This window comes from Cupriavidus sp. 291-E7, assembly GCF_057798835.1.
This window is the reverse complement of sequence record NZ_JBYOJV010000015.1, coordinates 44,321-68,633: the sequence shown is the minus strand read 5'-3', so window position 1 is coordinate 68,633 and position 24,313 is coordinate 44,321. Positions and strand designations below refer to the sequence as shown.

The window sequence follows — 24,313 nt, the reverse complement described above, 5'->3', positions numbered from 1 at the left end:
GAGAGGGGACCGGTCGTCAGCCCTTCAGCAGGTTAGCGCGGTGACCACTCACCCTTGCGCACACCTATTGCCGTGACCAGTCCATAGGCCGTGATGCCTAGCGCCACGCCCAGGAAATGGCCATCGAGGCCCATTCCGGCCACGTTGGCCAGCACCCAGCCGCCGCCGGCCGCCAGGCCGATCCGGCTCAAGCCCGCGACGACCGGCCAGCGCATGCGCGCTGCACCGAGCGAGGCAAAGTAAAGCGCCATGCCCAGCCCGAATCCGCCGAATGCCGGACCGACCCACGACAACGCTTGCGCCGCGATGGCTGCCACTTCGACGTCCTTGGTGAACAGTGAGGCGAACTTGGTTGGGGCCAGCCCGACCGCGGCACCGACACTGCCGGCAAGCAGCAGCGCAAGCAGGGCGCCTACCCAGGCGGTGCGGCGTGCGGTGTGCCAGTCGCCCGCGCCAACCGAGCGGCCGACGAGCGCGGTCAGGGCCGATCCCACGCCGAATGCCAGCGGAATCATCAGGAATTCCAGCCGGGCGGAGATGCCATAGGCCGCGACGGCCGTGGTGCCGTAGTGGCGAAGCTGCGCCGTGACCAGGATCGTGGTGAGGTTCGCCACCGATGCCAGCGCGCAGGCGATCAGCCCGACGGCGAGAATTCGATGAAACAGCGCACCCAACAGCTTCACGCGCAGCGTCGGCACAAAGCCGGCGCCCCCGCGCATTACCACCCAAGCCATCATCAGCGCCGCCGCCCACGATGCAGCCGCCAGCCCGGCGCCAATGCCGGCCAGGCCCATGCCGAGCGTTTCCGAGAACCACCATGCGAGTATCGGAAAGGCGATCCACATGCCGGCCAGCACGCGCGCCGCCAGCGCATGCCGCCCGCCGCCGCGCAGCACTGACGCGAGCGTATTGGCCAGCCACGCTGGCACCGCGCCGGCACCGAACAGCCAGATTGCATAGGTCGCCGCGGCTTCGGCCGCCGTGGAACCGGCCACGGCGCCAAATACCTCACGTGGAAAGCCTGCCAGTACGATGGCGAAGACCAGGCCCGCGGTGACCGCGATGATCACGGCGTGCATCACCAGCGATGACGCATCTTCGCGCTTGCCCGCACCGAGCGCGCGCGCGATGGCCGAGACGACGCCACCACCCATCGCGCCGGCGGACATCTGCTGCAGCAACAAGGCAAATGGCAGCACGACCGCCCAGCCGGCCAATGCCTCCGTGCCTTGCCGCGCGGCCAGCCAGGTTTCGATCAACTGCGAGCCGGCCTGCAGAAATGCGACGAGGCTGGTGGGCGCCGCCAGCACGGCGATACGGCGGGCAATCTCGTAGGAGGAAACGGACTCGGCTGGCGTAGCCGAGGCGTTCAGGGTCAGGGAATCAGACTTGCTCATCGGTGGCCTCCGGGGCAGGCTGCGTGCCGAACCGTTCGCGCAGATACCGGCCGGCGCCAGGGCCGGGCCGGACGCGCAGGTCATCCACCGAAATCGTGCTGCCATCGGGCCGGGTCAGGCATCCGGCCACGATTTCCCTGCCGTCGCGCTTGTCTTCCAGCACGGTCAGCGGCCCCTTTTCATCGGCCAGCCAGCGGTCTGCCCAGGCCTTGAGCGATACATAAACCGGAAAGAAGTCGCGCCCCATTTCGGTCAGCAGATACACCTGCCGCGCGCCGCCGCCAGGGGCTGGCACTTTTTCCAGCAGCCCATGCTCGACCAGCGTCTTGAGCCGTGCACTGAGAATGTTCGGTGCGATGCCGAGGTGCTTTTCGAATTCGTCGAAGCGGGAACTGCCGTAGTAGACCTCCCGCATCAGCAGGATCGCCCATCGCTCGCCCAGCATCGCCATCGAACGCGCCACCGGGCATGGCATGTTGGCAAAGTCCGTGTGTGCCATCGTCTCCTCTTTTTACTTTTGATATGCAAGTAAAAAGGATGATAGCTTGCGATTTGAAAGTTTGTAGGCGTTTTTTGTCAGGCCTGTGCGAATACCGGCAGCCCCGCCACCGCCTCCCGCAAATACCCGATCAATGCCCGCGTCGCCATCGACAGGTGCGGATTCGGCGTGGTGATGATGTAGAGCCGATTGCCCAGGCCCTCCGGCTTCCACTCGGGCAGCACCGGCACCAGTGCGCCACGGCGCACGTCTTCCCAGCCCATGTAGACCGGCAGCAGGCTGATGCCGTGTCCCTGCCGCACGGCATTCATCAGGAACGGGAAATGTTCGGATTGCAGGTAAGGCGTAATCTCGACGTCGTGGCGCTCCGGTCCGCAGGACGAATCCCGGCCCAGCGTCAACAGGAAACGTCTGGAAGTGTAGGGCGGGCACAGGAAGCGGCACTCGGCCAGGTCTGGCGGCTTCTGCAGCGGCGGCACGCGCGCCAGGTATTCGGGCGATGCGCACAATTGCCAGCGGATGGCGCAGACTTCGCGTGCCACCGTATCCAGCGGCGGCAGCGAGGTCACCTTCAGCGCCACATCGATCTCGGCGGCGATCAGGTCGGTGACGCGGTTCGCAAAGAACACACGCAGCGAGATGCCGGGATGCAGTTCGGCAAAACGCAGCAGCAGCGGGGCGATAAAGGCGTCGCCCAGGCCGGTTGGCACGCTGACGCGCACATGGCCGCGCAGTGTCTTGCCCAGGCTGTCGATCTCGGCCTGTGCCGCCGCCATCTCCTGCAGGATGCGCAGGCCGTGCTCGTAAAGCGACTGGCCGGCATCGGTCATTTCCAGGTGGCGCGTGGTCCGGCGCAGCAACATGGTGCCGGCCTGCTCTTCAAGCTGCCCGAGCTGCCGGCTGATCTGCGACCGGGTGACGCCGCGCCGACGTCCGGCCTCGGCCAGGTTGCCCGCTTCGACGATATCTACAAAGGCCTGAACGAGATTGAGGTCCATGCGACTTCTCTGAAAGCAATGTCAAGTTTGACGCAACATTGTGATTCCGGTTGACGGGATTGTCGACGGCAGCGTGCATCGCTACAGTGCTCTGCTATTAGTCGAGAAGTCGCATTTCAAGGAGACCCCGCATGCCCGCAGACCTCTGGTTCGAATCGTTGCAACGCCCCGGTGACGAGGTGCAGGAGCGTGGCACCAGGCTGGCTGGCGGCCTGCGGCGCTTTGGACTTGAGCAGGGCGCGGTCGTCGCGGTGCTGCTGCGCAACGATCCGGTGTTCGCCGACGTGGTGTTTGCTTGCCGCATGGCTGGCACCTACTACTGCCCGATCAACTGGCATTTCACGGCCGAGGAAGTGCGCTTTCTGCTGGAGGATAGCGGCGCGCGCGTGCTGATCGTCCATGCCGACCTGCTGGCGGCGGTGCAGGCGGTGGTGCCGGCCGGCGTGGTGGTGCTGGCCGTGGGAGGCGCGCATCCCGATGCCATCGAGTACGAACCGTGGCTCGCCGCGCAGACGCCGTACGATGGCCCGCGCGTGGCGCCGCGCGGGCATCTGGCCTATACCTCCGGCACCACCGGCCGGCCCAAGGGCGTGTTGCGCCAGCCGGTGCCGCTCGATGAGCTGGAAGCGCAGCAGACCGGTCTGCGTTCGCTGATCAGGCAGGCATACGGAATCGTGCCGGGCTGCCGTGCCCTGATGTCGGCGCCGCTCTATCACAGCGCCCCGAGCGTGTTCGTGCAGAACGCCCTGCAGATGGCCGAGCGGCTGGTGCTGACGCCGCGCTTCGATGCGGAGCAGGTGCTGGCGCTGGTGGAAAAGCATCGTATCGACGTGCTTTACCTGGTGCCGATCATGTACGTGCGGCTGCTCAAGCTGCCGGCGGAAGTGCGCGCGCGATACGACCTGTCGTCGATCCGCTTTGTGGCATCGACCGGCTCGCCGTGCGCGCCCGAGGTCAAGCGAGCCATGCTCGACTGGTTCGGGCCGGTGATCCACGAAACCTACGCGTCCAGCGAAGCCGGACTGGTCACCGTGGCCACGCCGGAGGACGCCGCCATGCGGCCCGGCACGGCGGGGCGTCCCGTCGATGGAGGCAGCGTGCGGATCATCGACGAAAACGGCAAGCCTTGCGCGCCCGGAGAGGTGGGCCTGGTCTACGTCCGCCAGCCCGCGTATCCCGATTTCACGTACCTGAACAACGATGCGGCACGGCGTGCCATCGATATCGACGGCCGCGTCGCGCTTGGTGACATGGGCTACGTCGATGCCGACGGCTATCTGTTCATCTGCGACCGTGCATCGGACATGGTGATCTCGGGCGGCGTGAACATCTATCCCGCCGAGATCGAACACGAGCTGGTGCACTACCCCGGCGTGGCGGACTGCGTGGTGTTCGGCGTACCTGACGACGAGTACGGCGAGCGCCTGCACGCGGTGGTGCAGCCGGTGGCAGGTGCGGGCGTCGAACCGGAGGCCGTCATCGACTGGCTGCGTGGCCGGCTGTCCGGTTTCAAGGTGCCGCGCACGATCGAGATCGTGGCCCAGTTGCCGCGCGATGAGACCGGCAAGCTGGCCAAGCGCCGCCTGCGCGACCAGCACTGGGCGGGCAGGCAGCGGCGGGTTTGATGTGAACGAAAGAGGCGGTCGCCAGAGACGCGGACGCTCCAGAACAAGAAGCAGGAGACAACCATGAACCGTATTACCTTCAGACTCTGTGCCGCCGCACTCGGCATGGCGCTTGCCATCCCATCGGCCTTTGCTGCCTACCCCGAGCGTCCGGTGAAGCTGGTCGTTCCCTATACCCCCGGTGGCTCGACGGACCAGTTCGGCCGCGCGATGGCCGAAGGCATGGCACGCGAACTGAAACAGCCCGTGGTGGTGGAGAACCGCCCCGGCGCCAACACGATGGTTGGCACGCAGAGCGTGGCGCGTGCGCAGCCCGATGGCTACACGGTGCTGATGGGCAGCAGCGCGAGCATGGTGCTGAACCCGATGCTCTACAAGAAGACCGGCTACGACCCGAAGGACTTCAAGGTCATCCTGATCGGCATCGAGGTACCGCTCGTGGTGGTCACCAACAACCAGGTGCCGGCCAGCACGATCAAGGACTTTGCCGGCTATGCGAAGGCGGCGGGCGGCAAGCTCAACTATTCGTCGGTAGGGCTTGGCAATCCGCTGCAGCTGGCCACGGAAATGCTGAAATCCGAGCTTGGCATCGAGATGACGCACGTGCCCTACAACGGCAGCGCGCCGGCACTGTCGTCACTGCTGGCCAACGACACGCAGTTGATGGTCGACGTGGTCAGTACCTCTCTGCCGCACATCAAGGCCGGCAAGCTCAAGGCCCTGGCCGTAACGACGCGCGCGCGCCTGGACGTGCTGCCCAACGTGCCGACCGTGGCGGAAAGCGGCTATCCGAACTTCCATGCATCCACGTGGTTCGGACTGGCCGTGCCGGCCCAGACGCCGCCGGACGCCGTTGCGAAGCTTCAGGCCGCGGCGTCGCACGTGCTGACCGAGGCGCAGTTCCGCAATGTGTTCAGTGCGCTCGGGCTGGTCGTGCAGCAACCGCGCACCCAGGCGGAGATCGATCGTTTTGTGAACGCCGATCGTGACAACTGGGGCAAGGTCATTCGCGCCAACAGCATCAGCCTGGACTGACGCTTTCCGCACTTCTCCCCCCGCCCGCGCGCGGAGTTACAGGTGGTTACAAAGTCTTTGCCGCGCCACGCAGTCGAAGTGTGGGTTTGGCATCGAAGCCCCGTAGCGGGCACTTGCGCGTTGTCATACCATGTGCCGCGCACTGACCGTTGGCAGTAGATCGGACGGCGTGCATGTGTTCCGGCGGCACATCGACTCGTCGGGCGAACTGGCATTCGAAGCATTTCGGGGGAGCAGGAAATGGCCACGCAACGACCGGGCGGCACGCGCCCAACCACGTCCCACGGCAACGCGCCGCGCAGCAATGCGTCGAAGCCGGGCGCGCCCAGGCAAGGCGCCCCGTGGGGCGACCTGAACGCCGACACCGCCATCTGGCATACGCGCGGCCTGCAGACCAACACCCGCATGCGCGTACCCGTGGCGCAACGCACGCCGCCACGGCAGTTGCCGCCGAGCCAGGTGCCGAAGCTGATCCTGTGGGCGCTGCTGATCGGCGTCGCGCTGGTATGCTTTCAGGCCGTGAAGCATATGCTCTGACCGACGCTGTCGACCCGGCATCACATCATTGATGCGGTGCCCGGCAGGAACCCTCGGCCCGGGGCAGGCTCCAACGCGGAGCCGATTTCCAGGAGTGTGTTTTGAGATTTCCTCTTGCCGGGCTGGCCGCAGCCGCCCTGCTGGCGACAACCGTCGCCCATGCCGCACCGGCAGCGCCTGCCGCGCCCGCCGCGCAGCCTGTCACCAAAGCCGCTGCCGCGCCGAACATCGACGGCAAGGACCGTTTTTCGACGATGCTCGACACGCTCGAGATCGGCAGCCCGCTGCCGGCGCTGCCCGATTGCGCCGACCACCGGACGCCTGACGGCAAGGACGTGACCGCGTACTGCGTGGAACTGCGTGGCGATGGCGTGATGCGCCAGGTAGGTGTGCCGCGCGACCAGCGTCCCACCTTCATGGATGGCCCGCGACTGATAGCGCTCGCCGATGGCAACGCACTGGTGGGCCTGATCGTGCCGACCGATGGCATCCGCTCGCAGGACGCCGCCGCGCAGGCGCTGAACGCCCGCTATGGCAAGCCGTTCCGCCAGGAAATGGAGGACATGAAGGACAAGGCTGGCAAGAGCGTCAAGACCATCCACGCCGGCTGGATGCGCAAGCCGCTGACGATTGAGCTGTACGCAATCCCCGAAGATCCGGCTGAAGGCACGATCGAGCTTCTGCTGCCGCAGGCGCGCGCGCTGATGGCCAACCGCGATGCCGAGGTTGCAAAGTCGTTGGCACCGCCTGCTTCCGCAGCGGCGGCCAAGGGCGGCAAGACCGAAAAGTCAGAAAAAACCGATAAGACGGAAAAGACCGACAAGGCGGAGAAGAAAGCCTCCGCCAAACCGGTCAATCCTGGCAGCTGGTAAGCCGCATGGCATGGAAGGGCGTCACAGCCCTTCCATGACCTTATCCAGCCCGCGCACCACGCCACGCAGCGTGCCGACCTTGCGGATGGCCAGCAAGGCGCCGGACACATAGGGCTTGGAACCGTCGCCTGCCTCGTGCTTGAGGTGCAGGCGCTGGCCATCGGCGCCAAAGATCACCTCGACGCCAAGCTGATAGCCGGGTAGCCGCACCGCGTGGACCTGCACCCCCGACATCGTGGCACCGCGCGTCTCCTTCGGTCCGCTGACCTGATCCACGGGCACGGCCTGCGCGGCCTGTTTGACCTGGCCGAGCCGGAATGCCAGTTCCCGCACGGTGCCCGACGGCACGTCGACCTTGCCGGCCTTGGCGTAGTCGATGATCTCGAAGTGATCGAGGTGCCGGGCGGCCGCTTCGGCAAACTTCTGCAACAGCACCACCGTGATGGCGAAATTGCCGCAGGCCAGCACGCCGCGTTCGGCCTTGCGCGCGGCGGCGTCGATCTCGGCGTAGTCATCATCGGACAGTCCCGAAGTCCCCACCACCACGTGCGCTCCGTGCGCCAGCGCCTGCAGGATGTTGTGCTTGGCGACGGCCGGCTTGGTGTACTCGACGTAGACGTCGTAGGGCGTCTGCCCAAGTTCCTCGATACTGGCGGCGGCCACGCCCGGCGTGTCCTTGTGGCCGGTCAGGCTGGCCAGCGTCTGGCCCGCCGCGCCACGCGAAAGGCCGGCAACGAGCGTCATGTCGGCGGCGTGCGCAACGCCCCGCGCGAGTTCACCTCCGGCCCATCCGGTGACGCCGCCTACGGCAACGCGAATGTTGTCGGTCATCGTTCTCTCCTTATCCGGTGGCAAGGGGAGCAAGCATAGCGCGCCGGCCTCGGGCGCGCTGGCCGCGCCATCAATCCGCCGCCCGCCGCCGATCGATCTTGCGCGCCAGCACGATCGACGTCGTCGTATGGTTCACGCCATCGAGCATGCCGATCTCATCGAGCAGTTTGTCTAGCCGCGCATGGGTGTCGCAGCGGATGACGGCCATGTAGTCGACCGGGCCGCTCACCGAGTTCAGTTCTTCTATTTCGGGCAGCCGCTGCAGTGCCTTCACCACCGCGGGCGCCGACTTCGGCTGCACCGATAGTCCGCAGAACGCCAGGATCGCGTTGTCTTCCATCTGGCTGCCAAGGCGCACGCCGTAGCCGGCGATCACGCCCGTGCGCTCCAGCCGGGCAATGCGCGCCACGACCGTGGTGCGTGCAATGCCCAGCGCACGCGACAGATTGGCCGCGCTTTCGCGCGCATTGGCTTGCAGCAGTGCCAGCAGATGCCGGTCAGTGTGGTCGAGGTCAGCCATATGAGTTTGACGTTTCGTCGAAATACGATGTCAGTACGACCGATTATGCAGGGCTTTCGTCAATCTTGTGGCTATAAAACGTGCGCGCCACTGCCCATACTTCAGTCACCGACAACAAGTTTCTGACGGAGTCAGCCATGCAACCCTCCACGCTGGGTCCCGCTTCCGCGCGTGACCTGACTCACGCCCCCCGTCCGCTTTCGGTCGTCGTGCTCGGTGCGGGCAAGATTGGCCGTGTGATTGCCACGATGCTGGCCAATTCCGGCGACTACCGCGTTTGCCTGGTCGATCACGACGCGCACCGGCTCGATGGCCTGCCGCGCGAGATCGCCGTGCGCGCGGGCGATCCGACCGAACCCGGCACCTGTGCGGCCTTGCTGGCCGGCGCCGATGCGGTGCTGAACGCGCTGCCGTTCCATGCGGCGGTGCATGTGGCCACGGTGGCCACGCGACTCGGTGTGCACTACTTCGACCTGACCGAGGACGTGGCCGCGACCCATGCCATCCGCACGCTGGCCAACGGCGCACGGTCGGTGCTGATGCCGCAATGCGGGCTGGCGCCTGGCTTTATCGGCGTGGTGGGACACGATCTGGCGCAGCGCTTTCTGGGGCGCGGCGGTGAGCTGCTGGACCTTCGCATGCGCGTGGGCGCGCTGCCGCGCTATCCCAGCAATGCCCTCAAGTACAACCTCACGTGGAGCACCGAGGGGCTGATCAACGAGTACTGCAACCCGTGCGAAGCGATTGTCGATGGCCGTCGCGTGGAACTGCCCGCGCTGGAGGGCCAGGAGACTTTCGCACTGGACGGCGTGGAGTACGAAGCCTTTAATACTTCAGGGGGCCTGGGCACCTTGCCCGACACGCTGGCGGGACGCGCGCGCCAGGTCGACTACAAATCCATCCGCTATCCCGGCCACTGTGCCCAGATGAAGCTGCTGCTGAACGACCTGCGCCTGCGCGAGCGCCGCGACTGGCTGCGCGAGATCTTCGAGCACGCCATTCCGGTGACCGAGCAGGATGTGGTGATCGTGTTCGCCAGCGCCACGGGCCACCCGCCCGGCGTGCGAGGCGAGGGCAAACGCGGGCCGCTGACCCAGGCATCGTTCTCGGCGCGGATCGGCGGAATGGATGATTTCGCGGGCATCGGCCATGTCAACGCAATCCAGCTGACCACCGCGGCGGGCATCTGCACCGCGCTGGACCTCGTGGCCACCGGCGTGTTGCCGCAGGCCGGATTCGTGAGGCAGGAAGCCATGCCGCTGGGCCGCTTCATGGCCAACCGGTTCGGCCAGCATTACGCACGGCATCCACTACAGGAGACGCTCGCATGAAAGCGCAGGAGTTTGCCCGGAAGTTTGCAGACTGCTGGCGGGACATGGGCCTGCCGCAACAGGCATGGACCGCCACCAACCAGGCCGCGCCGGGCACGTTGCCCGTGCGGTCACCGATCGACGGCGAAGTGTTCGGCCAGTTGCCGGTTTGTTCTCCCGCCGATGCCGACGCGCGCATCGCCCGCGCCCACGCCGCGCAGAGCATCTGGGCGCTGACACCGGCCCCGGTACGCGGCGAGGTGGTGCGGCGGCTTGGCGAGGCACTGCGCGCCCACAAGCCTGCGCTGGGTCGGCTGGTATCGATGGAAGCCGGAAAGATCCTGCAGGAAGGGCTGGGCGAAGTGCAGGAAATGATCGATATCTGCGACTTCGCGGTGGGGCTGTCGCGCCAGTTGCATGGGCTGACGATTGCCTCGGAGCGGCCGGCGCACGCGATGCGCGAGACCTGGCATCCGTATGGCCTCTGCGGCGTGATCTCGGCGTTCAATTTCCCGGTGGCGGTTTGGGCGTGGAACGCCGCGCTGGCGCTGGTGTGTGGCAATGGCGTGGTCTGGAAGCCGTCGGAGAAGACACCGTTGTGCGCGCTGGCCGTTCAGGGTCTGCTCGATCGTGTGATCGACGAACATGCGCCGCAGTTTTCCGGTCTGTCCTGCGTGCTGACGGGCGGGCGCCAGCTCGGGCAGGCGCTGGTGCAGCATCCATCGGTGCGGCTGGTCAGCGCAACCGGTTCGACGCGCATGGGCCGCGAGGTCGGCATGGCCTGCGCCGCGCATTTCAAGCGCGCCATCCTGGAGCTGGGCGGCAACAACGCGGCCATCGTCGCGCCGTCGGCTAACCTGGAAATGACGATCCGTGCGATGACGTTCGCGGCGGCCGGCACGGCCGGCCAGCGCTGTACCACGTTGCGTCGTGCGTTCGTGCACGCGGACCTGATCGAAACCGTGACGCAGCGTTTGCGGCAGGTGTACGCGCGGCTGCCGGTAGGCGATCCGCTGCAGGACGGGACGCTGGTCGGACCGTTGATCGATGCAGCCGCTGGCGATGTCATGGCCAACGCGCTGGCCAGTTGCCGCGCGCAGGGCAACGTCGTGCACGGCGGCGAGCGGTTGCTGGCCGACCGTTATCCGCATGCCTGCTACGTGCGGCCGGCGTTGGTGCTGACCGATAGCCAGCACGACACGATGCTGACCGAAACCTTCGCGCCGATCCTCTACCTGATGCCGTACACATCGCTGGACGAGGCCATCGCGCTGAACAATGCGGCATCGCATGGCCTGTCGTCGTGCATCTTCACGGAATCGTTGCGCGAGGCGGAGATGTTCCTGTCGGCGGCGGGCAGCGATTGCGGCATCGCCAACGTCAACATCGGCACCAGCGGCGCGGAAATTGGTGGCGCGTTTGGCGGAGAGAAGGCAACCGGCGGCGGCCGAGAATCCGGTTCCGATGCATGGAAAGGCTACATGCGGCGCGCCACCAATACGATCAACTATGGAGACACGTTGCCGCTGGCCCAGGGTATCCGCTTCGATGTCTGAGCCATCCCTCCTCGACTTACATGCATGAAGAGGTTGCGAATCGTAACAATGGTTACAGCGCCTTGACGCTGTATTACCGGACCCCCCCGTATAACGTTCTTAAGAGCAGCGCATTGCGATTCGCAGTGCCTGTGACAAAAGGACGTTGCGATGAGAACGAAAGCGATTGTATTGGGCTTGGCAGTGACTGGTGCAGCCATGCTTGGCGGCTGCGCGGTATATCCCACGCCGTACGGCCCCGAAGTGGGACCGGCACCGGTGGCAGTCGCGCCGGCACCGGTATATGTGTCGCCACCCGCGGTCGTGGTGCGGCCGGCGTACGGCTACTACGGTGGCTACTATGGCCGCCGGTACTACAGGCACTGGTAAGCAATAAAGCAATACCGCGTGAACGCCGGAAGCAAACTCTCCTCGCCGACAAGTAGCAGGTGAGGGGAGCAAAGCCACGGAGAAACCAGTTCATGCGGAAGAGGGGGAGAAAACGGGGAGAGACAGCCGAGGGGGAAAGCAGTCAGTCTCAGTCGCTAGTGGTGCCATTCAACCCGCCCCATCCGGGCGCGAGCGTTTCACCAACTTCGCGCAGGTCCACCAGATCGAGCACGCGACCCACGGTATGGTCGACGAGTTCGGCGATGGTCCGCGGCTTCTGATAGAACCCCGGCACGGGTGGAAACACGATGCCGCCCATCTCGGTCACGGCGGTCATGTTGCGCAGGTGCGCCAGGTTCAGCGGGGTCTCACGCACCATCAGCACCAGCTTGCGACGTTCCTTGAGCGTAACGTCGGCCGCTCGCGTGATGAGATTGTCGGACAGGCCGTGGGCCACGGCGGCCAGCGTGCGCATCGAACACGGCGCGACGATCATCGCGTGGGCGCGGAACGAACCGCTGGCGATGGTCGCGCCGATATCGCGCACGTTGTGCACCACGTCGGCAAGCGCTTCCACTTCCGCGCGGCCAATGTCGAGTTCGTGCTGCAGGTTCATGACGCCGGCAGGCGACATCAGCAGGTGGGTTTCCACACCGCTTACGCCTTTCAGCACCTGCAGGAGCCGGACGCCGTAGATGGCGCCGGTGGCGCCCGTGATGGCGACGATCAGCCGTTGCGGCACGCCGCCTGGATTCACGGGCATGATGGTTCCAGAAAGGCTCAGGCCTTCAGCAGCGATTGCAGCTCGCCGTTCTGGTACATCTCCATCATGATGTCCGAGCCGCCGACGAACTCGCCATTCACGTAGAGCTGCGGAATCGTCGGCCAGTTCGCATACTCCTTGATGCCCTGGCGGATGCCGTCGTCTTCGAGCACGTTGACCGTGGTCGGCGCGTCCACGCCGCAGGCCTTCAGGATCTGGATCGCACGGCCCGAGAAACCGCACATCGGGAATTGCGCGGTGCCCTTCATGAACAGCACCACAGGGCTGCCCTTTACGATCTGGTCGATCTTCTGTTGTACGTCACTCATGATGAAAACGTTCCGGTTGCATGGGGGATCAGCGGATTTTACCGGAATCGCGCTCCGGCATCAGGTAGGGTTATCGCCCCGGAAACTCGCCCGGCAGCCGACCGCCGCTACAGCGCTCGTTGTCGCCGAGATCGCGTGCGGTAAAGACCTCGGCAAAGCCGGCCGTGGTCAGCAGATGGCGCGTGGCGTAGCCCTGGTCATAGCCATGCTCCATCAGCAACCAGCCGCCCGGCAGCAGACGTTCCGTGGCGCCGGCCACGATGGCGCGCAGGTCCGCCAGGCCGTCCTCGTGGTCGGTCAGCGCATCGATCGGTTCGAAACGCAGGTCGCCCTCGGCAAGATGTGGATCACCAGCGGCAATATAGGGCGGATTGCTCACGATCAAATGAAAGTGCTGCCCAGGTGGCAGGGCCTGATACCAGTCCGATACCAGAAAACGGATGTTGTCGGCCTGCAGGGCACGGGCGTTGTCCTGCGCCACCATCAGCGCGCCACGCGAGATATCGGTGGCCCAGACCTCCGCATCGGGCCGCTCGCGGGCGATGGTCACGGCGAGGATGCCCGAGCCGGTGCCCATGTCGAGCACCCGTGGCGCATGGATGCCGGCGAGCCGGGCCAGCGATGCCTCGGCGGCCACTTCGGTGTCCGGGCGCGGGATCAGCACATCGGGCGTAACCCGGAACGTGCGGCCAAAAAACTCGCGTTCGCCCAGCAGGTAGGCCATCGGTTCGCCGGTCAGCCGGCGCGCGAGCAGTGTGGAAAACGCATCGCGCTGGGCTTCGTTGAGTGGATCGGCATCGCGCGTAATCAACTGCGTGCGCGTGAACCCGGTGACGTGTGACAGCAGCATGCGAGCCTCCAGCGCGGGCAGCCCGGTCATGGCGGCAAGCGTCAGCGCCTCGCGTAGCGTGGGCGTGGAGGGGAGGGGCGGCAGGTCGCCCGTGGGGGTCGATGACATCGGCGTGACGTGGAATCCAGCGGCCAACTCGCAAAAAACCCCGTCGGGCGTGGGCCTGACGGGGTTCTTGCGCGGCTCTGCTTTTCAGGCGCCTAGTGTAAGCCGATTCCGGCCTGCATTAGCGCGTGCGCCTGGGTGGAGCGATTATTTGTTGACAGCGTCCTTGGCCTTGTCGGCCGTGGTGTTGACGGCGTCCTTGGCGGCGTCTTTGGCGTTTGCCATTGCGTTGCCGGCATCCACGCGGGCCTTGTCGGCGGCGGCGGAGACGTCCGAGGCAACACCGCTTGCGGCGGCCTTGGCGGCGTCGGCGGCGTTCGAAGCCGCGGCGGCGGCGTCGCTGGCGGCAGCCTTGGCCGATTCGGCGGCGTTCTGCATGGCGCTGTCAGCGCTGGTTTGCGGTGCCTCTTCCTTCTTGCCGCAGGCGGCGACGGAAATGGCGGCGGTGAGCATCAGTACGGCGAGCAGCTTGTTCATGATTTCGTCCTTGTGTGTCTGTTAGAGGAGTGACATCCATCCAGACTTCGATTCCCCCGCGTGCCGGTTACTTCAAAAGTGACGCATTGGGGTGGTCCGGTCGAAATCGATTATAGACAGCGCATATTTACAAGCCAGTGCTGTTTCAAGCATTTACCTCGGTTACAAACTTCCACCGGCGGGCGTTTGTCAGGCGTCCTCGCCAAGCGCGGCAAGCTGGTCGGCCTGATGTTCGGCGGCAAGCGTGGAAACCAGCTCGTCGAGATCGCCGTCCATGATCATGTCGATCTTGTAGAGCGTCAGGTTGATGCGGTGATCCGTCACGCGCCCCTGCGGAAAGTTGTACGTGCGGATGCGGTCGCTGCGGTCGCCCGATCCGATCAGGTTGCGGCGGGTGCTGGCCTCCTTGGCCTGGGCCGCGCGCAATTGCCCGTCCTTGATCCGCGCGGCCAGCACCTTCATGGCCTTTTCCTTGTTCCGATGCTGGCTACGATCGTCCTGGCATTCGACCACGATGCCCGTGGGCAGGTGGGTCAGGCGCACGGCCGAGTCGGTCTTGTTCACGTGCTGGCCACCGGCGCCCGACGCGCGGAACGTATCGACGCGCAGGTCCGACGGGTTGATTTCGACTTCGCCCACCTCGTCGGCTTCGGGCATCACGGCCACGGTGCAGGCCGAAGTGTGGATGCGGCCCTGTGCCTCGGTGGCGGGTACGCGCTGCACGCGATGGCCGCCCGATTCAAACTTCAGTCTGGAGAACGCGGCAGCCCCGGCAATGCGCACGATGACTTCCTTGTAGCCGCCCAGGTCGGAGCCGGACTCGCTCATGATTTCCACCTGCCAGCGCTGGCGCTCCGCGTAGCGCGTGTACATGCGCAGCAGGTCCGCCGCGAACAGTGCGCTTTCCTCGCCGCCGGTGCCCGCGCGGATTTCCAGCAGCAGGTTGCGGTCGTCGTTGGGGTCCTTGGGCAGCAGCAGCGTCTGCAGCGACTTTTCCAGCGTTTCCAGGCGCTCGCGTGCCGTGCCGATTTCGTCGGCGGCGAACTCCTTCATCTCGGGATCGTCGAGCAGTGCCTGCGCCGTGGTCAGGTCTTCCTGCGCCTGGCGGTACTGGCCGTACTGTTCGGCCACCGGCGACAGCTCGGCATGTTCGCGCGACAGCTTGCGATACTGGTCCATATCCGCCGTTGCCTTTTCGCTGGCAAGCAGGGCGTTGACTTCGTCGAGCCGCTCGGCCAATTGGTCGAGCTTGTGGAGCATGCTGGGTTTCATCGGTAGCGGAATCGGAATGCTGGGGACGCGGTGGATATTCCACGGCGCGGATCGGCGGACGGATGCCCGACGGCGCTGGCGGACGCCAACGCGGCATGGACGGCGCGGCTAGCGCTCGGAGTGACTGCTGTGGCGGAACAGGCCCGGCACCAGGCGCAGCAGCGCCTCGCGGTCTTCGCCCTGGGTGTGGTTCAGTGCGTGCGTGGGGCCATGCAGAAACTTGCGCGTGAGCGCGCCGGACAATGCATCGAGCACGGCGGCGGGATCATCGCCACGCGCCAGCATTTTGCGTGCGCGTTCGAGTTCGGCCTGGCGAATCGCTTCGCCGCTGGCCTGGAGGTCGCGGATCACAGGCACCACGCTGCGCGTTTCCAGCCAGTGCATAAAGTTCTGCACGCGCGATTCGATGATCGCTTCGGCCTGGGCCACGGCGGCCTGGCGCAGCGCATTGCCTTCCCGCACCACGGCGCCAAGGTCGTCGACGGTGTAAAGGAACACGTCGTTCAGGCGCGCCACCTCGGGTTCCACATCGCGTGGCACGGCCAGGTCGACCATCATGATCGGGCGGTGCTTGCGGCGCTTGACCGCGCGCTCGACAGCACCGAGGCCGATGATGGGCAGCGAGCTTGCCGTGCACGACACGACGATATCGAACTCGTGCAGTCGCTCGCCCAGGTCCTGCAGGCGGATGGCCTGCGTGGTCAGACCCTGCTCGGCCAGCTGCTCTGCAAGTTTTTCGCCGCGTTCCACGGTGCGGTTGGCCACCACGATCTGGCGCGGCTTCTGTGCGGCAAAGTGCGTGGCGCACAGCTCGATCATCTCGCCGGCGCCGATGAACAGCACCCGCTGCGTGGATACGCTTTCAAAGATCCGTTGTGCCAGGCGCACCGCGGCGGCGGCCATCGACACGGAATGCGCGCCGATCTCGGTCTGGCCACGGACTTCCTTGGCCACCGCAAACGTGCGCTGGAACAGCTGATTCAGGTACGTGCCCAGCGCGCCGGCTTCGCCAGCGGTGCGCACCGCGTCCTTCAACTGTCCGAGAATCTGGGTTTCGCCCAGCACCATCGAATCGAGTCCGCTGGCCACGCGGAACGCATGGCGCACGGCTTCGGATTGGGGCAGGGAGTACAAATGCGGTGCCAGCTCCCCCGCAGGGACGTTGTGATGCTGGGCCAGCCAGCGCAACGTGTGCTCGAAACCATCCTGGCCCGGCTGCAACACATCGGTGGCGCAGTAGATTTCGGTACGGTTGCAGGTGGAAAGAATGGCGGCTTCGGTGCCGCTGCGGCCAGCCAGGTGGGTGCGCAGCGTGCCGAGTGCGGGTTTGATCTGCTCAAGCGGAAACGCCACACGTTCGCGGAGCGAGACGGGTGCCGTAGTGTGATTGATGCCGATCGCGAGCAGTTGCATTTGTGGGGTTTGGTTGCCATCCGGAACGGTGCCGGAAGCGCTGGTCATTATACCGCCACGTTACAAAGTTGCAGGGAACCGAAGCGGCTGGCGCCAACTGCAGTATCGTTACGAGACATCCACATTTGTTGTGGATCAAAGGACACGGAGATTCGTATATGTTCGGCTTGGCGGTAGTGGGAGCGGTGGTGGGGCTGGCAGGCAGGTTGCTGCACCCATCGGGGCGCGTGGTCAGCGTGCCTGCCGCGCTGCTGCTGGGCGTGCTGGGCGCGCTGGCCGCGTTCCTTGCGGGCCGCGCGGCGCACCTGTTCACCGACGGACAGGTCCTGGGATGGGGGGCCGGCATTCTTGGCGCGGCGCTGCTCGTGGCCGTCTGGGGCGTGCTGCGTCCGCGCCGGTAACTTCTGAATCGACAAAATAGTCGGGAATTGGCACCCCGCGTAAGCGCTCGATCAGGCCCTTGCGTCCAGGAATCGGCGCAGGATGGCGCTCGAATAGTGACTTGCCACGTCGCGTAAAAACGACGAGAAATCGACGTGGGCGGAGTCATCGGCACGATCGGAGACCGTGCGCATCAGCGCGTATGGCACGCCGTACTCGTGGCAGATCTGTGCCAGGGCGGCCCCTTCCATTTCCACGGCCTGCAGGTCGGGCAAGGCCTGCCGCAGGCTGGCAACCGATGCCGGCGCATTGATGAACTGGTCGCCGCTGGCAACCATGCCGACGTGCAGGCGCGGCTGATGCACGCCAAAACGTGCCAGCACGCCGTCGGGCACCTCCGTGGCCAGGTCTTCGCGCAGAAAATCCTCCACCGCCGTCCGTAGCGCAGCAGTGAGTACGGGGTCGGCGGGGAAATCCGTGCGGTCCAGCAGCGGGATTTCGTGGCGCGGAAACAGCGGGCGGGCGTCCATGTCGTGCTGGACGGTGCGATCCGCCACCACGATGTCTCCAACCCGGACGTCAGTGCCCACTCCGCCCGCCAGGCCTGTGAACACGATCTCATCGACACCGAACTCCCGGATCAAGGTGACGGTCGTAGCAGCCGCCGCGACCTTGCCGACCCGTGCCAGTACCAGTACCACCGGCTGGCCGTGGAGTGTTCCCCGGTAGTAATCCCGCATGCCGATCGTCTGCATGGTGGCGCGTGCGTCTTCATGGCGCATCGCGGCGATCAGGCCGTCAACTTCGTTGTGCAGCGCGGCAAGGATGCCGAGGGTCATGGCATTACAGGGCAGGGTTTGAACAGCCGCCAGCTTACCGGCCCGACTCGCAGCGCGATAGCCGCGCGGACTGTGGGCGGCGTGCGACATTCGCCCATTACAACTATGTCTGATTGTGTTTTCGACGATACATGCCATTACAATTCGTGGCTTAAATACGAGTCATTCGTATTTCGATTTTCAATAAGTCACGAGAGAAGAAATCCATGTCTGTCCGCGCCCGGGGCCGCGTCCGTCGTTCGCACGCCTTTCAACTGACCACGCTCATCCTGAGCATGCAGGCAGCCAGCCTGGCATCCGCCCAGGAACAGGTGCCTGTCGACGCACCCGCCCACCACAGCCTTCCGGTGGTAACGGTCAGCGCCAGCAACGCGCCCGAATCCCCAACCGGCCCGGTCCACGGGTTTGTCGCCAGGCAGGCGGTGACCGCAACCAAGACCGATACGCCGATTGTCGAGACGCCGCAGTCGATTACCGTCATCACGCGCGACCGCATCGAGATGCTCGGCTCGCAATCGGTGGCGCAGGCGGCCGGGTACACGGCGGGCGTGACAACGGCTGGCTTTGCCAACGACAACCGCATGGATTCGATCAAGATCCGCGGCACCGATTCCACGCAGTATCTGGACGGCCTGCTGAACGCTGTGGCCTTCTACAACAACACGCGGCCCGATCCGTATGCGCTGGAGCGCATGGAAATCCTGAAGGGGCCGTCCGGCATGCTGTACGGCCAGGGCGCCGTGGGCGGGATCGTGAACCTGGTGTCCAAGCGGCCGCAGGCCGAGGCCGCGCGCGAAATCGGCGTGAGCTTCGGCAACTTCAACCGCAAGCAGATCCAGGCCGACTTCACCGGCCCGATCGATGCCGATGGCAAGTGGCTGTACCGTTTTGTGGCAATGGCGCGCGACAGCGATGCGTCGGTGGACTACGTCAAGGACAATCGCTATTTCATCGCGCCGTCCCTGACATACCGGCCTTCCGCCGATACCTCGTTCACGCTGCTGGCCAACTTCCAGAAGGACGACAGCGGCACGATGATCGGCTTCTTCCCGTGGCGTGGCACCCTGATCGCGAACCCGGCCGGGCAGATCCCCCAGAGCTTCTTTGTCAGCGAACCCGGCTTCGACAAGTACACGGCCGAGCAGCATGCCATCGGCTACCAGTTCTCGCACCAGTTCAACGACACCTTCACGGTGCGCCAGAACCTGCGCTACTCGCACAGCACCGTCGACTACCGCAGCATCTACACCACCGGCTTCACCGGCGCCACGCACGGCTGGGTACCGGGCAGCGACACGCTGCTGCGCCGGGTGGTCTATATGAACCAGCCGACGCTGAACCAGTTGGCCGTGGACACGCAGGGCCAGGCCAAATTCCGCACCGGCACGGTTGGCCATACGCTGCTGGCCGGATTCGATTACCAGAACAACGAGATCACCGGCCGCACCGGCGTGGGCGGCGTTGCCGCGCCGATCAATGTGTTCAACCCGGTCTATGGCAACTACCAGGCGCCGCCGTCCACGCGCGACCTGCAACCGGCCAAGCAGATCCAGACCGGCATCTACCTGCAGGACCAGCTCGAGTGGAACAAGTGGCTGCTGATGCTGGGCCTGCGCTATGACTGGTCGCGCGCGTCGCAGGACAACACGCCGCAGGGTTCGCGCGACGACAACGAACTGACCAAGCGCTTCGGCCTGATGTACCGCACCGATCTTGGCCTCAATCCGTATGTCAGCTACGCCGAGTCGTTCCAGGGCCAGACCGGCTTCAACAATGCGGGGCAGGTGTTCAAGCCGCTGCAGGGCAAGCAGTGGGAGGTGGGCGTCAAGTACCAGCCGCCGGGCAAGAACATGACCCTGACGGCCGCGCTGTTCGACATGCGCGAACAGAACCGCAAGGTGGCCGGCGTGGTGAATGGCCTGCCCGATACCGTGCAGGCCGGCGAGGCGCGCACGCGCGGCGCCGAACTGGAGGCGCTGGTGTCGCTGGGCCGGCTGGACCTGATCGCGGCTTATACCTTCCTGAATGCAAAGGTGATCGAGGGTTCGGCGGCCGAGCAGGGCCAGCGCCTGGCCAGCGTGCCGACGAACACCGCGTCGCTGTGGGCCAACTATCGCTTCAGCCTGTTCGAAATCCCGGGCTTCCTGGCCGGTGCCGGGGCGCGATACAACGGCCCGAGCTATGACGGCACGGGCAACAACCGGGTGGGTGGCTTCACGGTGTTCGATGCCGTGCTGGCCTACGATCGCGGCCCGGTCCGCGTGTCGTTGAACGTCAACAACCTGTTCAACAAGCAATACGTCTATAGCTGCATCGCACGCGGCGACTGCTTCTTCGGCACGCAACGCTCGATCATCGGCAACGTGACCTACCGCTTCTGACGTGGAGCAGGAGTCGGCGGTTCTTCCGGGAGACTTCGGCGTGCCGGTTTGCTAGCATGCAGACCATGCCGATACCCCGGAGGACTGCCGGTTGGAAACCTTCAATTCTCGCCGCACCATCCAGCAGGCGCTGGCCGACTGGCGCGCACAGGGCCGGCTAGGCGCCGATGGCCTGCTGGCGGCCTGGGCGCCAACGTTGCCCGGCCGCGCGGACTGGCACCACTGGCTGGACCGGGCGCTGCTGATCCTGGGCACCGCACTGCTGTGCGCCGGCGTCATCGTCTTCTTCGCCTTCAACTGGGCGGAACTCCACAAATTCACGAAATTCGGCCTCGTTGGCGGCTTGCTCACGTTGCTGGCGGCGTTCGCGCTGCTGCGCCCCGCCGGTGACATGGTCGGAAGGTCGGCGCTGGCGGGTGCGCAGGTCGTGTCTGGCGTGCTGATGGCGGTCATCGGCCAGACCTACCAGACTGGCGCCGATGCCTGGCAGCTTTTCGCGCTGTGGACACTGCTTGCCGTGCCCTGGGCGCTTGCGGCGCGCGCGGCGCCGCATTGGTGGATCGTGCTCGTCGTCGGCAATGTGGCGCTGCTGCGGTTCTGCAGCGTACGGCTGGGAATCGGCGGCATGTTCGAACTCCTGTTCTCGGCGCGCCATGCACGCGAAACCATGATGTTCCTGCTCGGCACGTCGATCGTGCAACTGGCTGCCTGGCATGTGCTGGCCGCCCGCATGGGGGGCTGGGGATTCCGGGGCGCGACCGGCCCGCGCCTGATCGGCCTTCTGGCCTGCGGCTATGCCGGATGGGTAGGGACGATGAGCGTTCTGACCGACCATGTGAGTGCGACGGGCCTGCTGGTCAGCGCCGTGGGGCTGATCGGACTGGGGGCCTGGTTCCGCTGGCGCGCGTTCGATATCGTCGTGCTGAGCCTGGTGTGCCTGACAGGCATCGGCGTGATCGTTTCCGCCATCGGACGCTGGCTCGCCGATTTCCACGGCGACTTTGGCGCCTTCCTGCTGCTGGCCTTGCTGACCATCGGCCTGGCCGTGGCGGCGGCAACGTGGTTGTTGCGTGCATGGCGTGAATCGACGGGGAGCGCGGCATGAGCGATGAACGGACCGAACGTTTGCTCTGGAACCAGCTCGCCGCGCGCGGCGCGGTGCAGGGCGACTACGCAGCCACGCTGCGCACGCCGTGGCCGATCCGGCTGCTGATGGGCGGCGCGGGCTGGCTTGGCGCATTGTTCTTCCAGATGTTCCTGATCGGCACCGTGTTTGCCGCCACGCGCGGTAACGGGCCGGGCATGGCGGTGACCGGCGTGGCGATGATCGGCTTTGCCGTCGCGCTCTATCGCATGACCGCGAAGGAGAGCGGCCGCATCGCGCTAGGTCAGTTTGCGCTGGCACTGAGCCTGGGCGGGCAAGGCATGGTGATAGCGGGAGTGGGCGAGGCGCTGGGGTTCAACCGCTTCCTGGAGACGACACCGTTCTGGCTGGGCGTGGCCGCGCTGGAAGCCGTGCTCTGCGCGCTGGTGCCCGACCGGCTGCACCGCTTTCTGTCCGCGCTGGGTGTCTGGCTGGCGGTGGCTGTTGCGGCCTGTATCGGGATGGGCGATTTGATGGCGCCGCGCTGGGCCGCGATCCCGATGGCGCTGGGTCCGATGACTGCCGTGGCGTTTGCAGCGCTGTTGGCCTTTGTCACCAACGAGGACGGACTCGCGGCGGCGGGGCGCCTGCCGATGGCCGAACCGGCCGCCGATGCCACGCTGCTGTTTGCGCTGATGGGCGCGCTGGTGGTGACCGGCTTCGCGCATCCGGCGGATCTGATTTTCGGTGTCGATACCCCCTGGCGCGCGCATGGTGGCTGGCTGGCCGGGGCGCTGGTCGGCGCCGCGCTGGTGTGTCTGGCGCTGATGGAGTGCAAGCGGCTGGCCTGCAGTGCATCGGCCGGCGCGGCGGTGCTGGTCGTGGCTATCGTGTTCAGTGCGTTGATGGTGTACGCGCCGGCGGTCACCGCCGGGGTGCTGGCGCTGGCGTTGGCGCTGCGGCGTGGATCGCTGCCGTGGCTCGGACTGGCCATCGCCACGGTGCTGATCGGATTCGTCTGGTACTACAGCACGCTGCAATGGACGCTGCTGGCCAAGTCCGCGACGCTGGTGGCCGCCGGTGCGCTGCTGCTGGCCGCCCGCGCCACGCTGGGCCGCATCGCCGGTAAGGAGGCCGTCGCATGAAACGCTGGATTGTTGTGGGATGGCTGCTGACCATTGGCCTGGCCGTGGCAGGCATCGTTGGCAAGGAGCGGCTTATTGCCCGTGGCGACGTGGTGTACCTGCGCCTGGCACCGGTAGATCCGCGGTCGTTGATGCAGGGCGACTATATGGCGCTGAATTTCTCGATCGCCAATGAGGTGCGCGCCGCGCATGGTGCCGAGCAGACCAGTCTGTCGCGCGAAGAATTGATCGTCATCCGCGCCGACGATCGCAACGAAGGCCACTTTGTCCGGCTGCACCAGGGCGAGCCGCTGGCCGCCAACGAACGGTTGCTGCGCGTGCAGAACGTGCCGTCGCGCTGGGGTGGCAACGGCGTGCAGGTGTCGACGGACGCCTGGTTTTTCCAGGAGGGATCAGGCGAGCGCTTTGCCAAGGCGAAGTTCGGCGAATTTCGCGTGGATGCCAATGGACAGGCGCTGCTGGTGGGAATGCGGGATGAGACGCTAAGGCCAATGTAGCGCGCGATGGCACAAAGAAAAATGCCCGGTTCGGTACCGGGCATTCTTCATTGGGCTGCGGGAGACTCAGACGTTGAACAGGAAGTTCATCACGTCGCCGTCGTGCACCACGTACTCCTTGCCTTCCGCGCGCATCTTGCCAGCTTCCTTGGCGCCGGTTTCACCCTTGTACTGGATGTAGTCGGCGTAGGCGATGGTCTGGGCGCGGATGAAGCCGCGTTCGAAGTCGGTGTGGATCACGCCGGCGGCCTTCGGGGCGGTGTCGCCCACGTGGATCGTCCAGGCGCGCACTTCCTTCACGCCAGCCGTGAAGTACGTCTGCAGGCCCAGCAGCGTGAAGCCGGCGCGAATCACGCGGTCCAGCCCCGGTTCTTCCATACCCAGGTCAGCCAGGAATTCGGCCTTGTCGGCGTCGTCCAGGTCGGCAATCTCGGCCTCGATGGCGGCGCAGACGGCCACCACCGGCGAGCCCGTCGTCTTGGCGTACTCGCGCACGGCGTCCAGGTGCGGGTTGTTCTCGAAGCCATCTTCACGCACGTTTGCCACGTACATCGTCGGCTTGGCGGTGATCAGGCAGAACGGGCGCAGGGCTTCCCACTCTTCCGGGGACAGGTCCAGCGTGCGCACGGCCTTGGCCTGGTCCAGCACGGCCTGTGATTTTTCCAGCACAGCCACCAGGTGCTGGGCTTCCTTGTCACCGGCGCGGGCCGGCTTGATGTAGCGGGCCAGCGCCTTCTCGACGGTAGCCAGGTCGGCCAGGGCCAGTTCGGTGTTGATGACCTCGATGTCGGACAGCGGATCGACCTTGCCGGCCACGTGGATCACGTTGTCATCCTCGAAGCAGCGCACCACGTGGGTGATGGCATCGGTTTCGCGGATGTTGGCCAGGAACTGGTTGCCCAGGCCTTCACCCTTCGATGCACCAGCCACCAGGCCGGCGATATCCACGAATTCAACCGTCGCCGGGAGAATGCGCTCGGGTTTGACGATCTCGGCCAGCTTGGCAAGCCTCGGATCCGGCACTTCCACCACGCCCACGTTGGGTTCGATAGTGCAGAACGGATAGTTCTCGGCGGCGATGCCGGCTTTCGTCAGGGCGTTGAACAGCGTGGACTTGCCGACGTTGGGCAGGCCGACGATGCCGCATTTGAGGCTCATGGTGTCAGGCGGAAAATTGCGAAACCCGTATTCTAGCGGATGGGCGGCGCCGGCCCAGGCTGGAATGTGT

Annotated in this window: 25 protein-coding genes; 12 read left to right on the top strand and 13 right to left on the bottom strand. The window is 65.6% G+C overall.

Translation table 11 applies throughout. The annotated features are described in order from the left end of the window. Window positions 1–32: 32 nt before the first annotated feature. From AC3FLX_RS23850 to AC3FLX_RS23840, 3 genes are all read right to left on the bottom strand, one after another. Complete coding sequence (locus AC3FLX_RS23850) at window positions 33–1,397, bottom strand: MATE family efflux transporter (protein WP_488699799.1); 1,365 nt, start codon at window positions 1,395–1,397, stop codon at window positions 33–35. Beyond that, window positions 1,384–1,896: a winged helix-turn-helix transcriptional regulator gene (locus AC3FLX_RS23845; protein WP_488699798.1), complete on the bottom strand. Its 513-nt coding sequence runs from the start codon at window positions 1,894–1,896 to the stop codon at window positions 1,384–1,386. The genes AC3FLX_RS23850 and AC3FLX_RS23845 overlap by 14 nt, the downstream gene beginning before the upstream one ends. A gap of 77 nt (window positions 1,897–1,973) precedes the next feature. Then, window positions 1,974–2,894: a LysR family transcriptional regulator gene (locus AC3FLX_RS23840; protein WP_488699797.1), complete on the bottom strand. Its 921-nt coding sequence runs from the start codon at window positions 2,892–2,894 to the stop codon at window positions 1,974–1,976. 131 nt (window positions 2,895–3,025) lie between these two features. On the opposite strand from AC3FLX_RS23840, the gene AC3FLX_RS23835 reads away from it, so the two are divergent. From AC3FLX_RS23835 to AC3FLX_RS23820, 4 genes are all read left to right on the top strand, one after another. Then, window positions 3,026–4,519: an acyl-CoA synthetase gene (locus AC3FLX_RS23835; RefSeq protein ID WP_488699796.1), complete on the top strand. Its 1,494-nt coding sequence runs from the start codon at window positions 3,026–3,028 to the stop codon at window positions 4,517–4,519. Window positions 4,520–4,582: 63 nt separating this feature from the next. After that, on the top strand, window positions 4,583–5,554 hold the full coding sequence (locus AC3FLX_RS23830; protein ID WP_488699795.1) for a Bug family tripartite tricarboxylate transporter substrate binding protein: 972 nt from the start codon (window positions 4,583–4,585) through the stop codon (window positions 5,552–5,554). Window positions 5,555–5,794: 240 nt separating this feature from the next. Next, window positions 5,795–6,091, top strand: coding sequence for a hypothetical protein (locus tag AC3FLX_RS23825; protein ID WP_488699794.1), 297 nt, complete (start codon window positions 5,795–5,797; stop codon window positions 6,089–6,091). 101 nt (window positions 6,092–6,192) lie between these two features. Next, window positions 6,193–6,963: a hypothetical protein gene (locus AC3FLX_RS23820; protein ID WP_488699793.1), complete on the top strand. Its 771-nt coding sequence runs from the start codon at window positions 6,193–6,195 to the stop codon at window positions 6,961–6,963. Between the two features lie 21 nt (window positions 6,964–6,984). Here the strand turns inward: AC3FLX_RS23820 and dapB are convergent, their stop codons facing one another. Together dapB and AC3FLX_RS23810 are read right to left on the bottom strand one after the other, a co-directional pair. Continuing rightward, window positions 6,985–7,794, bottom strand: coding sequence for a 4-hydroxy-tetrahydrodipicolinate reductase (dapB, locus tag AC3FLX_RS23815; RefSeq protein WP_488699792.1), 810 nt, complete (start codon window positions 7,792–7,794; stop codon window positions 6,985–6,987). A gap of 70 nt (window positions 7,795–7,864) precedes the next feature. Further along, window positions 7,865–8,314, bottom strand: coding sequence for an Lrp/AsnC family transcriptional regulator (locus AC3FLX_RS23810; protein ID WP_488699791.1), 450 nt, complete (start codon window positions 8,312–8,314; stop codon window positions 7,865–7,867). A gap of 137 nt (window positions 8,315–8,451) precedes the next feature. Here AC3FLX_RS23810 and AC3FLX_RS23805 point away from each other — a divergent pair, with 137 nt between their 5' ends. The 3 genes from AC3FLX_RS23805 (at window position 8,452) to AC3FLX_RS23795 (ending at window position 11,549) form a co-directional block, all read left to right on the top strand. Then, window positions 8,452–9,645 (top strand): saccharopine dehydrogenase family protein, encoded by a 1,194-nt coding sequence (locus AC3FLX_RS23805; protein ID WP_488699790.1) that lies wholly within the window; start codon window positions 8,452–8,454, stop codon window positions 9,643–9,645. Beyond that, window positions 9,642–11,180, top strand: coding sequence for an L-piperidine-6-carboxylate dehydrogenase (amaB, locus tag AC3FLX_RS23800; RefSeq protein ID WP_488699789.1), 1,539 nt, complete (start codon window positions 9,642–9,644; stop codon window positions 11,178–11,180). The genes AC3FLX_RS23805 and amaB overlap by 4 nt, the downstream gene beginning before the upstream one ends. Before the next feature lie 150 nt (window positions 11,181–11,330). Then, the gene (locus AC3FLX_RS23795) at window positions 11,331–11,549 is read left to right on the top strand and encodes a hypothetical protein (RefSeq protein WP_488699788.1); all 219 of its coding nucleotides are present in this window, start codon (window positions 11,331–11,333) and stop codon (window positions 11,547–11,549) included. Window positions 11,550–11,697: 148 nt separating this feature from the next. On the opposite strand, the gene AC3FLX_RS23790 is transcribed toward AC3FLX_RS23795, so the two are convergent. From AC3FLX_RS23790 to hemA, 6 genes are all read right to left on the bottom strand, one after another. Continuing rightward, the gene (locus tag AC3FLX_RS23790; protein WP_488699787.1) at window positions 11,698–12,312 is read right to left on the bottom strand and encodes a UbiX family flavin prenyltransferase; all 615 of its coding nucleotides are present in this window, start codon (window positions 12,310–12,312) and stop codon (window positions 11,698–11,700) included. A 17-nt stretch (window positions 12,313–12,329) separates the two neighbouring features. Continuing rightward, window positions 12,330–12,641, bottom strand: coding sequence for a Grx4 family monothiol glutaredoxin (grxD, locus tag AC3FLX_RS23785; protein WP_061953372.1), 312 nt, complete (start codon window positions 12,639–12,641; stop codon window positions 12,330–12,332). Window positions 12,642–12,711: 70 nt separating this feature from the next. Then, window positions 12,712–13,599, bottom strand: a complete 888-nt coding sequence (gene prmC / locus AC3FLX_RS23780) for a peptide chain release factor N(5)-glutamine methyltransferase (RefSeq protein ID WP_488699786.1) — start codon at window positions 13,597–13,599, stop codon at window positions 12,712–12,714. A gap of 144 nt (window positions 13,600–13,743) precedes the next feature. Continuing rightward, window positions 13,744–14,073 carry a hypothetical protein gene (locus AC3FLX_RS23775; RefSeq protein ID WP_488699785.1) on the bottom strand — a complete coding sequence of 110 codons (330 nt, stop codon included), beginning with the start codon at window positions 14,071–14,073 and terminating at the stop codon, window positions 13,744–13,746. Window positions 14,074–14,262: 189 nt separating this feature from the next. Beyond that, window positions 14,263–15,345 carry a peptide chain release factor 1 gene (gene prfA, locus AC3FLX_RS23770; protein WP_488699784.1) on the bottom strand — a complete coding sequence of 361 codons (1,083 nt, stop codon included), beginning with the start codon at window positions 15,343–15,345 and terminating at the stop codon, window positions 14,263–14,265. Between the two features lie 108 nt (window positions 15,346–15,453). After that, window positions 15,454–16,758, bottom strand: coding sequence for a glutamyl-tRNA reductase (gene hemA / locus AC3FLX_RS23765; RefSeq protein WP_488699783.1), 1,305 nt, complete (start codon window positions 16,756–16,758; stop codon window positions 15,454–15,456). Between the two features lie 158 nt (window positions 16,759–16,916). Between hemA and AC3FLX_RS23760 the strand changes: the two genes are divergently transcribed. Then, window positions 16,917–17,159, top strand: coding sequence for a hypothetical protein (locus tag AC3FLX_RS23760; RefSeq protein ID WP_488699782.1), 243 nt, complete (start codon window positions 16,917–16,919; stop codon window positions 17,157–17,159). Window positions 17,160–17,210: 51 nt separating this feature from the next. Here the strand turns inward: AC3FLX_RS23760 and AC3FLX_RS23755 are convergent, their stop codons facing one another. After that, on the bottom strand, window positions 17,211–17,978 hold the full coding sequence (locus tag AC3FLX_RS23755; RefSeq protein ID WP_488699781.1) for a 5'-methylthioadenosine/adenosylhomocysteine nucleosidase: 768 nt from the start codon (window positions 17,976–17,978) through the stop codon (window positions 17,211–17,213). A gap of 206 nt (window positions 17,979–18,184) precedes the next feature. Between AC3FLX_RS23755 and AC3FLX_RS23750 the strand changes: the two genes are divergently transcribed. The 4 genes from AC3FLX_RS23750 (at window position 18,185) to AC3FLX_RS23735 (ending at window position 23,085) form a co-directional block, all read left to right on the top strand. Then, complete coding sequence (locus AC3FLX_RS23750) at window positions 18,185–20,359, top strand: TonB-dependent siderophore receptor (RefSeq protein WP_488699780.1); 2,175 nt, start codon at window positions 18,185–18,187, stop codon at window positions 20,357–20,359. A 91-nt stretch (window positions 20,360–20,450) separates the two neighbouring features. After that, the gene (locus AC3FLX_RS23745; RefSeq protein WP_488699779.1) at window positions 20,451–21,464 is read left to right on the top strand and encodes a DUF2157 domain-containing protein; all 1,014 of its coding nucleotides are present in this window, start codon (window positions 20,451–20,453) and stop codon (window positions 21,462–21,464) included. Beyond that, window positions 21,461–22,588 carry a DUF4401 domain-containing protein gene (locus tag AC3FLX_RS23740; RefSeq protein ID WP_488699778.1) on the top strand — a complete coding sequence of 376 codons (1,128 nt, stop codon included), beginning with the start codon at window positions 21,461–21,463 and terminating at the stop codon, window positions 22,586–22,588. The genes AC3FLX_RS23745 and AC3FLX_RS23740 overlap by 4 nt, the downstream gene beginning before the upstream one ends. Next, on the top strand, window positions 22,585–23,085 hold the full coding sequence (locus AC3FLX_RS23735; RefSeq protein ID WP_488699777.1) for a GDYXXLXY domain-containing protein: 501 nt from the start codon (window positions 22,585–22,587) through the stop codon (window positions 23,083–23,085). The genes AC3FLX_RS23740 and AC3FLX_RS23735 overlap by 4 nt, the downstream gene beginning before the upstream one ends. Before the next feature lie 66 nt (window positions 23,086–23,151). Here the strand turns inward: AC3FLX_RS23735 and ychF are convergent, their stop codons facing one another. Then, window positions 23,152–24,243: a redox-regulated ATPase YchF gene (ychF, locus tag AC3FLX_RS23730; RefSeq protein ID WP_488699776.1), complete on the bottom strand. Its 1,092-nt coding sequence runs from the start codon at window positions 24,241–24,243 to the stop codon at window positions 23,152–23,154. Between the last annotated feature and the right edge of the window lie 70 nt (window positions 24,244–24,313).